Annotated in this window: 12 protein-coding genes; 7 read left to right on the top strand and 5 right to left on the bottom strand. The window is 71.1% G+C overall.

Annotation, left to right across the window (positions count from 1 at the left end; all coding sequences use genetic code 11):
• The 4 genes from ACWDX9_RS53420 to ACWDX9_RS53405 all read right to left on the bottom strand — a co-directional run.
• A partial coding sequence (locus ACWDX9_RS53420; RefSeq protein ID WP_449969779.1) for an AfsR/SARP family transcriptional regulator occupies positions 1-831 on the bottom strand: 831 nt, incomplete at its 3' end.
• A 56-nt stretch (positions 832-887) separates the two neighbouring features.
• Positions 888-1196, bottom strand: coding sequence for a YbaB/EbfC family nucleoid-associated protein (locus ACWDX9_RS53415; protein ID WP_449969776.1), 309 nt, complete (start codon positions 1194-1196; stop codon positions 888-890).
• Positions 1197-1213: 17 nt separating this feature from the next.
• Positions 1214-2092, bottom strand: a complete 879-nt coding sequence (locus ACWDX9_RS53410; protein ID WP_350727816.1) for a WXG100-like domain-containing protein — start codon at positions 2090-2092, stop codon at positions 1214-1216.
• A complete protein-coding gene (locus tag ACWDX9_RS53405) occupies positions 2092-2514 on the bottom strand; it encodes a hypothetical protein (protein ID WP_397366812.1) in 423 nt (140 codons plus the stop codon). The genes ACWDX9_RS53410 and ACWDX9_RS53405 overlap by 1 nt, the downstream gene beginning before the upstream one ends.
• Before the next feature lie 7 nt (positions 2515-2521).
• On the opposite strand from ACWDX9_RS53405, the gene ACWDX9_RS53400 reads away from it, so the two are divergent.
• Positions 2522-2827, top strand: a complete 306-nt coding sequence (locus tag ACWDX9_RS53400) for a hypothetical protein (protein WP_449969772.1) — start codon at positions 2522-2524, stop codon at positions 2825-2827.
• A 49-nt stretch (positions 2828-2876) separates the two neighbouring features.
• On the opposite strand, the gene ACWDX9_RS53395 is transcribed toward ACWDX9_RS53400, so the two are convergent.
• Positions 2877-5696, bottom strand: a complete 2820-nt coding sequence (locus ACWDX9_RS53395) for a response regulator (protein ID WP_449969769.1) — start codon at positions 5694-5696, stop codon at positions 2877-2879.
• 162 nt (positions 5697-5858) lie between these two features.
• On the opposite strand from ACWDX9_RS53395, the gene ACWDX9_RS53390 reads away from it, so the two are divergent.
• The 6 genes from ACWDX9_RS53390 (at position 5859) to ACWDX9_RS53365 (ending at position 10552) form a co-directional block, all read left to right on the top strand.
• A complete protein-coding gene (locus ACWDX9_RS53390; RefSeq protein ID WP_350727812.1) occupies positions 5859-6545 on the top strand; it encodes a response regulator in 687 nt (228 codons plus the stop codon).
• Positions 6542-7375 carry a glutamate ABC transporter substrate-binding protein gene (locus ACWDX9_RS53385; RefSeq protein WP_449969767.1) on the top strand — a complete coding sequence of 278 codons (834 nt, stop codon included), beginning with the start codon at positions 6542-6544 and terminating at the stop codon, positions 7373-7375. Before ACWDX9_RS53390 ends, ACWDX9_RS53385 begins: the two co-directional genes overlap by 4 nt.
• Positions 7376-7482: 107 nt before the next feature.
• Positions 7483-8226: an amino acid ABC transporter ATP-binding protein gene (locus ACWDX9_RS53380; protein WP_350727810.1), complete on the top strand. Its 744-nt coding sequence runs from the start codon at positions 7483-7485 to the stop codon at positions 8224-8226.
• 11 nt (positions 8227-8237) lie between these two features.
• Positions 8238-9074, top strand: coding sequence for a glutamate ABC transporter substrate-binding protein (locus tag ACWDX9_RS53375; protein WP_350727809.1), 837 nt, complete (start codon positions 8238-8240; stop codon positions 9072-9074).
• A 3-nt stretch (positions 9075-9077) separates the two neighbouring features.
• Positions 9078-9746, top strand: a complete 669-nt coding sequence (locus ACWDX9_RS53370) for an amino acid ABC transporter permease (RefSeq protein WP_449969764.1) — start codon at positions 9078-9080, stop codon at positions 9744-9746.
• Positions 9743-10552: an amino acid ABC transporter permease gene (locus ACWDX9_RS53365; protein WP_449969762.1), complete on the top strand. Its 810-nt coding sequence runs from the start codon at positions 9743-9745 to the stop codon at positions 10550-10552. The genes ACWDX9_RS53370 and ACWDX9_RS53365 overlap by 4 nt, the downstream gene beginning before the upstream one ends.
• Positions 10553-10655 lie beyond the last annotated feature (103 nt).

Genomic DNA, 10655 nt, shown 5'->3' with positions numbered 1-10655 from the left:
CCGGCGGACGCGGGCCAGCTCGGCGTCGCGGCCGACGAAGCTGCTCAGCGGCGCGCGCAGGTTGGTCCGCGGCGGGCGGGGCGGCTCGGAGCGCAGCACGGCCAGGTGGATCTCGCGCAGCTCGGCGCCGGGGTCGGCGCCGAGCTGGTCGGCCAGGTGGCGGCGGCACTCCTCGTAGGCGGCCAGCGCCTCGGCCCGCCGGCCGTCGGCGTGCAGCGCCTGGACGCGCAGGGCGTGCAGGCGCTCGCGCAGGGGGTGGCGGGCGGCCAGCTCGCCGAGCTCGCTCGCCAGCGCCGCCAGCCCTCCTGGCGGTTCTCGCGGTTCCGGCCGGGTGAGCAGCCGGGTGAGCAGGGCCAGCTCGGCCTCCGCGCGGTCCTCGACGGCCGTCAGGCGGGCCTCCTCCAGGCGCGTGGCGTACCCCAGCGCGAACGGGGCCGCCGCCACCTCGCCCAGCGCGGGCCCCCGCCACAGGGTCAGGGCCTGCTTCAGGAGCTCGGCCCTGACCGCCGGGTCGCCGTGCTGCCTGGCCCGGGCGGTGAGCCGGTCGAACTCGCCCGCGTCGGTGTCGGCCTCCAGCCGGTAGCCGCCCGGCACCGACACCAGCGCGCCGGCCTCCGGCAGCGTACGGCGCAGGCGGGAGACCAGCGACTGCAGGGCGTTGGCGCTGCCGGCCGGCGGGCGCTCGCCCCAGATGGCGGCGGTGAGCACGTCGAACGGCACGACCCGGCCCGGCTCCAGCGCGAGCCTGGCCACCAGCGCGCACAACCTGGCACCGGAGATCTCGACCCGGCGCCCCTCCCCGTCACGCACCTCGAACGGGCCGAGCAACATCACACGCACGGCACCAAGCTTCCCATTCACCCCATAGTGCGCCAACCGCGCGGCGGTCAGGTGCCGAAGACCGTCTTCGCCAGGTCGTACGACTGTGCGGCCACGTCGTCCTCGGCCCGCCGGAACGCCTCCACGATGGCGTCCGCCAGCGCCTGCGAGCCCAGCCGCATCGCCCGCGGGTCGATGCGCAGCCCGGCCAGCGAGCCGGTGGGCTTGAGCTCCACGACGACCTGCCCGCCGGCGCTCTCGCCGCGCCCCCGGGTCTCCTCCAGCAGGCGGCTCACCTCTTCGAGCTCGGCCGTCCGCGCCGCCATCTCGGCCAGCGCGCGGTCGAGCTCCGGGTCTCCGGTACGGGGTGTCGTCATCGGTGTTCCTCACTCACTCAACGCTTGAAGATGAAGGCCCTGGGCGCGTGCGCCAGCGCCGAGCGGAGCGCGCCCTGCTCCGACATCGCCCCGCCGGCGACCAGGGGGTAGATGGTGGCGGCCGAGAGCGTGCGGCGGAAGAACTTGCCCGCGGGGTCCGAGCCCAGCAGCGTCTCGGTGACCTTCGTGGCGGGGAAGAACCTGCGCACGTCGCTCAGCGCCTTGATGCCGCCGTTGTAGGCCATCTCGGCGGCGAAGTGCTTGCCCGCGTACTCCCAGAGGTTGCCCATCGGCTGTCCCGTGGCGGCCGAGCTGCCCGCGTGCACGCCGGTCTTGAGCACGGTCCACAGCACGGAGTCGGCCAGCGCGTCGAGCCCTTCGCGGACGAAGTAGTTGCCGACGCGGCGCTTGCCCATCCGCGCCTCCAGGATCATCCTGGTGATCTTCTGGAAGATCGTGCGCTCCAGCTTGGCCCTGGACACCAGCCACCTGAACGCCTTCTCCGCCGCGACCCTGGCCGCGGGGTAGACGAAGCCGAACATCATCGTGAAGGCCATGGCGGCCAGGTACGTGCCGATGATCCGGAGCTGCTCGCGGTGCTCCTCGACGGCGTCGGCGTACTCCTCGCAGCCTGCCGCCAGGTCCAGCAGCTCCTCCTGGAGCGCGGCGTAGCGGGGGGCGAGCTCCTTCGGCCACACGTCGGCGAAGCGGTCCACGATGCGGCTGTCGTTCGCCTTGCGCGCCTCGGCGACGCCGGCGTCGGTCTTGTGCGCGACCTTCCCGATGGACTCGGCCAGCGCGCGCAGCGCCTTGGCACGGTCCCGCAGGTTGCTCACGTCGGCCACCGGCACGTGCACGTCGGCGAACCAGGCCAGCGCCTGGAAGGGGTCGAACATCAGGCGCCTTCCTTGCGCGGCGGGGCCTGCGGGATCGGCGGCGCGGGAAGGTCGGGGATCTTGGGCAGCGTGCTGATGATCTGCTGCTCCAGGAAGTCCCAGAACTTCTCGAAGTCGCGGAAGTTCCCCGCCGAGCTGAAGTTCTTGTCGGCGATGCCCTGCATCGCCTCGGTGAGCGAGTCGTAGCCGTCGCTGTACCACTCGGCGAACGCGCGCCCGTCGTCGTCGCCGCCGACCAGATCGGAGGTGGTGGCCAGCGAGGTGGAGCCGCGGTGCAGCGCCACGACGTCGTCGCCGGTCTTGTCGAAGAGCTTGGCCAGGCGGCGGATCGAGGTCCAGTGGATCTCCAGGCCGCCGCTGGGGGCGTTCGGGGGCTGGACCGGCTCCTGGGTCGGGGTCGGGCGCGGGGAGGGCTCCTGCACCGGGGGGATGACCGACCAGGTGGGCGTCGGAACGGGCGACCAGGTGGGGGTGGGGGTCGGCCTGGGGCTGGGCGTGCCCGACGGAGTCGGGGTCGGCTTCGGGGTGCCCGTCGGGGACGGGGTCGGGCTCGGCGACCCCGTGGGCGTGGGAGTCGGGGTGCCGGTCGGAGAGGGGGTGCCGGTCGGCGATGGGGTGCCCGTCGGGGACGGGGTCGGCGTCGGGGAGGACGTCGGGCTGGGGGTGGTCGTTGGACTCGGCTCACCAGACGAATCAGCCATCAACCCTCCAATCACTACAAACGAACACGACTAGTAACAGTGAGACACTAACGTTGACAAATTTCTCAGATGTTAACAAGCGGCTACGGGTTGTTCATCCACGCCGGCGTCACCTTGAGCAGCTCGCCCAGCTCGTCGAGCGGCTCGGCGTCGACGGCACCCGTACGCGCCCGATCCTCGACGCGCCGGCACAGCTCGGCCTCGCGGGCCGCCCCGACGGTCGCGCAGCTGCCCTTGAGCCGGTGGGCGAGCGCGGCCACCTCCGCCACGTCGCCGGTCCGCGCCGCCAGCCGCAGCTCCTCGTACGTCCGCGTCGCGGTGGCCAGGTACGCCTCCGCCACGTCGGCGAGCGCCTCCGGCGACAGCCCCACCAGCTCGGGCGGGAGCCCGGAGTAGGCGGCCCACTCCGGGATGCTGGCGAGCACGCGCGGCCAGTCCACCGGCTTGGCCAGGTGGTCGTCCATCCCGGCCGCCAGGCAGCGGATCCGGTCGTCCGGCATCGCCGCCGCGGTCATCGCGATGATCGGGGTGTGCGCGTCCTCGCGCCGCCTGATCTCCTCGGTCGCGGCCAGCCCGTCGAGCACGGGCAGCTGGCAGTCCATGAACACCAGGTCGTAGCCCCCGGCCAGCACGGCGCGTACGGCCTGCTCGCCGTCGTCCACCACCTCGACCTCGTGCCCGGCCTGGCGCAGCACGAGCATCGCGACCTGGCGGCTGACCTCGTCGTCCTCCGCCACCAGGATCCGCGCGCCGCCGTCCCTGCCCGCGAGCTCCACGCCTTCGCGCGGCTCGCCGGGGCACTCGGCGGTGACCAGGGCGTTCTCCACGGCGGCCAGCAGGCGGCGGCGGCTCAGCGGCCGGGTGATCGACTGGACGGCCCGCTCCCCCATGGTGCCGGGCCAGGCGAAGCCCGACCGTCCGGGGGTGACGACCACGACCACGCTGGTGGCCTGGAGCAGCGGGTCCGTGAGGATCACGTGCGCGGTCGACTCGGCGTCGGTGCCGAGGTCGAGGGCGACGACCGCGAGCTCGTACGGCCGCCCGCCCGACGCGGCGGCCCGCAGCAGCTCCAGGGCGGAGTCCGCGGTCTCCTCCACGTCGAGCCCGGCGCCCGCCAGGAACCGCACGGCCAGCGCGCGGTCCTCGGGCCGCGGGTCGGCGACGAGCGCGCGCCTGCCCTGCAGGGCCTCGACCGACGGCTCCGACCAGGTCAGCACGTCAACGGGCAGGCGCACCCAGAACCGGCTGCCCACGCCCTCCACGCTGTCGAGCCCGATCTCCCCGCCCATGAGCTCGGTGAGCTGCCGGCCGATGGCCAACCCCAGGCCGCTGCCGCCGGTCCTGCGCGTGATCGGCGAGTCGACCTGCCGGAAGACGCCGAACACCCGCTCCCGGTCGTCGGGCCCCACCCCGATCCCGGTGTCGGCGACCGCGAACCTGAGCACCGCCCGCGCGTCGCCGGGCTCACCCTCCTCAAGGGTGACGTGCAGGTCCACCCCGCCCTGGACGGTGAACTTCAGCGCGTTGCCCACCAGGTTCGTGAGGATCTGGCGCAGCCGCGCCGGATCGCCCGTCACCTGCCGGGGCACGCCGTCGTCGAGCCGCAGCGTGAGCCAGAGCCCCTGCTCGTACGCGTGCGGCGCGAACGGCGCGACCACCTCGTCGCACAACCGCGGCAGGTCGAACGGCACCGCGTCGACCTGGAGGTGGCCCGCCTCGATCCTGGACAGGTCGAGGAAGTCGTCGAGCAGGCGCAGCACGTTCTGGGCCGACTCCTGGGCCGTGGTCGAGTAGTGGCGCTGCTCGTCGTCCAGCCGGGTGCTCATGAGCAGGGAGTTCATGCCGAGCACGCCGTTGATCGGGGTGCGGATCTCGTGGCTGATCTTGGCCAGGAACTCGGACTTGGCGCTGGAGGCGCTGACCGCCTCGTCCCTGGCGGCGGCCAGCTCGGCCGCGTACCTGGCCAGCGTGGCCTGCGCGCGGCGGCGGCCGCGCGTGGTGTGGATCTGCAGGCCCAGGCCGATGAGGATGAGCAGGGCCAGCAGGGCCGCGACGGTCATGACGTTCGTCCTGAGCCGCTCGGCCGAGGCCAGCGCCTCGGCGGCGGACACCTCGGCGGTGACCGTCCAGCCGATGCCCGGGATCGGCTCGGACGCCGACAGCACCGTGCCGTCGACGCCGCTGAACAGGCCGTTCCAGGTGCGCCCGGCGAGCGCGGCGTCCACCCGGGGGTCCTCGCGCAGGGAGGTGAGCGCGAGCAGCTTCCTGCCGGGGTCGGCGACGAGCACGCCCGCCCGGTCGGTGATCAGCAGCCTGATGTCCTGCGCCTCGGCGGCCTCCTTGGCGAACTCCTGGATGGCGTCCAGGCTGTAGACGACGGCGAGGATGCCGAGCATGCGCTTGCCGTCGGCGCTCGGGATCGGCGCGGCCACCGCGACCGCCCTGGACACGTCGATCATCGTGGGCGTGTACGCCTGGGAGATGTGGGCCGCCCGCCGGTCGCGCACGGCGCGGTACCAGTCGGTGGCGGTGAGGTCCTGGGGCAGCACGGTCTTCGGCTCCGCGCCGAGCATGCGGCCCTCCGACGAGACCAGGATCAGCCCGCTGATGCCGTCGCGCAGCTCCTTGAGCTCTCCGAGATACGTACGCATGGCCTCGGGGGTCGCGTGCTCCACCGTGTCGCGCACGCCGGGCCGCTGCGCGAACGTGGTGACGAGCTGCGCCAGGGAGCCCATCTGCTGCTCGACCACGACCCGGCTCACCGAGGCGGTGATCCTGACCCGGCCGTCGACCTCGTCGCGCACGGCGTTCTCCGACAGGGAGATACTGGAGGAGGTCAGCAGCGCCAGGGGCAGCAGGCCGAGCAGCGTCCACAGGGCAGTCACCGCGAGCACCCATCTCACCGGCGTCCGTCCTCCCCCCTGTCGGTTCGGCTACAGATTAAAAGGAAGAGGGCATGGGCGGCGGATCATGGTGAGCAGAACGCGCAAAACTTGAGCGTTTGTAACAAAACCTGCCTAAGCTCACTCTGATTTGTAAAAACTGCACCTGGACGAGGAGTGGCGGTGCCTGAGCCACGGGACATCACCGTTCTCATCGTGGACGACGACCCGGTCGTCACGGCGGCCCTGCACGCGCAGGTGAACAGAGTACTCGGGTTCAGGGTGGTCGGGATCGCGCACACCGGCCAGGCGGCGCTCGCCGCCGCCGGCCGTTTCGCGCCCCGGCTGGTGCTGCTGGACCTGCACCTGCCCGACCTGCCGGGGCTGGAGGTGGCGCACCGGCTGCGCCGGCCCGAGCAGCCGCCCATCGACATCATCGTGATCTCCGGGCGCAAGGAGTCGGCCACGGTGCGCGCGGCCATGCAGCGCGGCGCGCTCTACTACCTGGTCAAGCCGACCAGGGCGGGCACGCTCGAGCAGACGTTGCTGCGCTACGCGGCCACGGCCGAGCAGCTGGAGTCGGGCGACCGGTTCGCCGAGCAGCAGGAGATCGACCGCATCTTCCGCACGCTCCACCTCGACCAGGGCGCCCGGCCGAAGAGCATCTCGGCGGCGACCGAGCAGGCCGTGCTGGACGCGCTGGCCGCCGTCCCTGAGGACGTGTCGGCGAACGAGCTGGCCGGGATGATCGGCGTCAGCCGCGCCACCGCCCGCCGCTACCTGGAGCATCTGGCCGATCGCGGGCTGCTCGAAGGCCGGCCGAAGTACGGGCCGACCGGGCGCCCCCAGCACCGTTATCGAGTGCGATGAGAGGGCTCAGGGCGCTGCTCGCCGTCCTGCTCTGCCTCACCGCCACCGGCTGCGGGAGCGACAACCCCTTCCCCGAGGGCTCCACGATGGCGCGGATCAGGGACCGGGGCGTCCTCGTCGTGGGCACCAAGTTCGACCAGCCGATGTTCGGCTACAAGGACCCCTCCAGCGGGCGGATCACCGGCTTCGACGCCGAGATCGCCAGGCTCATCGCGAAGGACCTCACCGGCAGCGAGCGCAACATCCGCTTCGTCGAGACCGTCTCGCGCGAGCGGGAGAACTTCATCTCGCAGAACGTGGTGGACCTCGTCATCGCCACGTACTCGATCACACCGGCCCGCGCGCAGCTCGTCGCCTTCACCGACCCGTACTACTACGCCGGGCAGGACCTGCTCGTCAGGACCGCCGACACCACCATCAACGACGTGTCGGACCTGGACGGCAAGACCGTGTGCACCGCCACGGGCTCGACGTCCGTCGAGCGGCTGCGCACCCTGGTGCCCGGCGCCACCCTGGAGATCGTCGACGCCTACAGCATCTGCGTGCCCGCGCTCACGAACGGGCGGGTCGACGCGATCAGCACCGACGACACGATCCTGCTCGGCCTGCTCGACCAGCATCCGGACCAGTTCCGGCTGGTGCTCAAGCCGTTCGGGCGCGAGCCGTACGGGATGGGCGTGCCCAAGCAGGACGTCGCCTTCCGCGACTACCTCAACGGCCTGATCGCGGGCTGGCTGCGCGACGGGCAGTGGGACCGCGCCTACAAGGACACCATCGGCGTCTCCGGCGCGACGTCCGACGCTTCCAGGCCCGGCGACCACCGGCCCTGATCGAACTCAGATCGATCAATCACTGAGCAGAACGCGCACAAGCCTTTCGGTGACACATACGGCTCCTACGGTTACGCCATCGCTGACCGAGACAAGGAGCGTGACGCATGACCGAGGCCGACCTGATCGTCCTGGACCAGGTCAACAAGCGCTACGGCGACCACCATGTGCTCAGGGACGTCAACCTGAACGTCAGGCAGGGCGAGGTCGTCGTGATCATCGGCCCGTCCGGCGCCGGGAAGTCGACTCTGTGCCGGGCGATCAACCGTCTGGAGACGATCGACTCCGGCACGATCACCCTGGACGGTACGCCGCTGCCCGCTGAGGGCAAAGCGCTGGCCAGACTCCGCGCCGAGGTGGGCATGGTGTTCCAGTCCTTCAACCTCTTCGCGCACAAGACCGTCCTGGACAACGTCGTCCTCGGCCAGGTCCACGTGCTGAAGCGGCCGAAGGCGGAGGCCGTGCGCAGGGCCCAGGAACTGCTCGACCGGGTCGGCATCGGCGGTCAGGCCGCCAAGTTCCCCGCCCAGCTCTCCGGCGGGCAGCAGCAGCGGGTGGCCATCGCCCGCGCGCTGGCCATGGACCCCAAGGCGATCCTCTTCGACGAGCCCACCTCGGCCCTCGACCCGGAGATGGTCAACGAGGTGCTCGACGTCATGACCTCGCTGGCCCGCGAGGGCATGACCATGGTGGTCGTCACCCACGAGATGGGCTTCGCCCGTCGCGCGGCCGACCGGGTCGTCTTCATGGCCGAGGGCGAGATCGTCGAGCAGAACACCCCCGACGCGTTCTTCGGAGCCCCGAACAGCGAGCGCGCCCAGTCCTTCCTCGCCAAGATCCTCACTCACTAAGGAGCCGTCATATGTTCGGCAGGTCCCTTTACGCGACCTTCGCGGTGGTCGCGCTCGCCGCCACCGCCACCGCCTGTGGCAGCGCCGAGGCCAGCAACGCCTCGATCGTCGACAAGGCCAAGAACGACAAGAAGCTGGTCGTCGGCGTGAAGGCCGACCAGCCGGGGCTGGGGTTGCGCACGCCCGACGGCAGCTTCGCCGGGTTCGACATCGAGGTCGCCAAGTACGTGGCCAAGCAGCTCGGTGTGGAGGCCAAGGACGTCACGTTCAAGGAGACCGTGTCGGCCAACCGCGAGGCGTTCATCGAGCAGGGCCAGGTGGACATGGTGGTGGCCACGTACTCCATCACCGACGCCAGGAAGCAGAAGGTGTCCTTCGCCGGGCCGTACTTCGTGGCCGGGCAGGCCCTGCTGGTCAGGGCCGACGACACGGCGCTGACCGGGCCCGAGACGCTGAACGGCAAGAAGCTCTGCTCGGTCGCCGGCTCGACCCCGGCGCAGAAGGTCAAGGCGGAGTACTCCAAGGAGGTGCAGCTGCAGGAGGAGCGGACGTACTCGGCGTGCGTGGACCGCGTCCTCGGCGGCCAGCTCGACGCGCTCACCACCGACAATGTCATCCTCGCCGGCTACGCCGCCCAGTACGGCGGCAAGCTCAAGGTGGTCGGCCAGCCGTTCAGCACCGAGAAGTACGGCATCGGGCTGAAGAAGGACGACACGGCCGGGCGCAAGGCGATCAACGACGCGCTGGAGAAGATGTTCTCCGACGGCAGCTGGACGAAGGCGCTGCAGGCCAGCGTCGGCGCCTCCGGCTTCACCCTCCCGCAGGCCCCGCAGCTGGAGCGCTACTGATCCATGGAAGCGCTGCTGTTCGAACGCGACACGATCTTCGCCGCGTTCTGGATGACGATACGGCTGACGGCGGTCAGCGCGCTCGGCTCTCTCGTGCTGGGGACGCTGCTGACCGGCATGCGGGTGGCCCCGCTGGCCTCCCTGCGCGGCGCGGCCAACTTCTACGTGACCATGATGCGCAACACGCCGCTCACGCTGGTGCTGATGTTCACCGGCCTCGGCGTCGGGGCGCAGCTCGGCGTGGAGCTGTCGGATGACATCGCGACCAACAACTTCTGGCTCGCCGTCATCGGGCTGACCGCCTACACCTCGGCGTTCGTCTGCGAGGCCCTGCGGTCGGGGCTCAACACGGTGCCGGTCGGGCAGGCGGAGGCGGCCCGGTCGCTCGGGCTGGGCTTCACGAAGACGCTCGGGCTGATCACGCTGCCGCAGGCGTTCCGCGCCGTGGTGGCGCCGCTGGGCAGCATCATGATCGCGCTGACCAAGAACACCACGATCGCGCTCGTGGTCGGCGTGGGTGAGGCGTCCGTGCGGATGCGGGAGATGATCGAGACGTACGGAGACCAGGTCCTCGAGATCTTCCTCGGCTTCGCCGCCGGGTTCGTGCTGCTGTGCCTGCCGATGGGGCTGCTGTTCGGCTGGCTGTCGCGGCGGATGGCGGTGGCCCGATGAGCTACGCGAACCTTTACGAGCGGCCCGGGCCGCGCGGGATCCGGCGCAACCGGCTGCTGGCGGCGGTCGTCGCGCTCGTGCTGCTGGGGCTGGCGTACGTGGTCTACGTGCGCTTCGACGCCAAGGACCAGTGGGCGGCCGACAAGTGGACACCGCTGCTGCGCGGGGACGTCTGGGCCACCTTCATCCTGCCGGGGCTGGCCGGGACCATCGGCGCGGCCGTGGTGGGGGTGGTGCTGGCGGGCCTGTTCGGCCTCGTCTTCGCCACCGCCCGGATGTCGGACCACCGGTGGATCCGGGTGCCCGCGGCCGCGGTGGTGGAGTTCTTCAGGTCCGTGCCGCTGCTGCTGCTGATCTTCTTCGCCTTCTTCGGCTCGTACATGCTGATCGGCGTGAACATCTCGGCCTTCGCCGCCGTCGTCTTCGGGCTCACGCTCTACAACGGCTCGGTGATCGCGGAGATCATCCGGGCCGGGGTGCAGAGCCTGCCGCGCGGCCAGTCCGAGGCGGCCTACGCCATAGGCATGCGCAAGGGGCAGGTGATGCGCCTCGTCCTGCTGCCGCAGGCGTTCCGGACCATGATGCCCGCCATCGTCAGCCAGTTCGTGGTGCTGCTGAAGGACTCGGCGCTGGGGCTCATCGTGGGCTTCGACGAGCTGGTGAACCGAGGGTTGAACGGGATCGCCGCCAACTTCAAGAACACCATCCCGGCGGCCATCCTCATCGCGGCCATCTTCATCCTGATCAACCTCTCCCTCGACCGCCTCGCCACCCGGCTCTCCACCCGCCTCGGCACCAGCCGCTGACCCGCCACCCCTCCCCTTCAGCCCGGCCACCGCACGGCCCACCCCCTCGCCGTGCCCGGAGATCCGAATAGCACACCTCTTAACACCACTCACCAACTCTCAA

It is taken from the genome of Nonomuraea sp. NPDC003201, from assembly GCF_053590415.1.
This window is presented reverse-complemented; position numbering and strand designations above follow the sequence as displayed.

Bases quoted from the DNA above. Each gene is read 5' to 3' on its own strand.
- ACWDX9_RS53375 (WP_350727809.1), top strand. From the start codon at position 8,238: ATGTTCGGCAGGTCCCTTTACGCGACCTTCGCGGTGGTCGCGCTCGCC.
- ACWDX9_RS53400 (WP_449969772.1), top strand. From the start codon at position 2,522: ATGACCGACCAGGTGGGCGTCGGAACGGGCGACCAGGTGGGGGTGGGG.
- ACWDX9_RS53365 (WP_449969762.1), top strand. From the start codon at position 9,743: ATGAGCTACGCGAACCTTTACGAGCGGCCCGGGCCGCGCGGGATCCGG.
- ACWDX9_RS53380 (WP_350727810.1), top strand. From the start codon at position 7,483: ATGACCGAGGCCGACCTGATCGTCCTGGACCAGGTCAACAAGCGCTAC.
- ACWDX9_RS53415 (WP_449969776.1), bottom strand. From the start codon at position 1,196: ATGACGACACCCCGTACCGGAGACCCGGAGCTCGACCGCGCGCTGGCC.
- ACWDX9_RS53370 (WP_449969764.1), top strand. From the start codon at position 9,078: ATGGAAGCGCTGCTGTTCGAACGCGACACGATCTTCGCCGCGTTCTGG.
- ACWDX9_RS53385 (WP_449969767.1), top strand. From the start codon at position 6,542: ATGAGAGGGCTCAGGGCGCTGCTCGCCGTCCTGCTCTGCCTCACCGCC.
- ACWDX9_RS53410 (WP_350727816.1), bottom strand. From the start codon at position 2,092: ATGTTCGACCCCTTCCAGGCGCTGGCCTGGTTCGCCGACGTGCACGTG.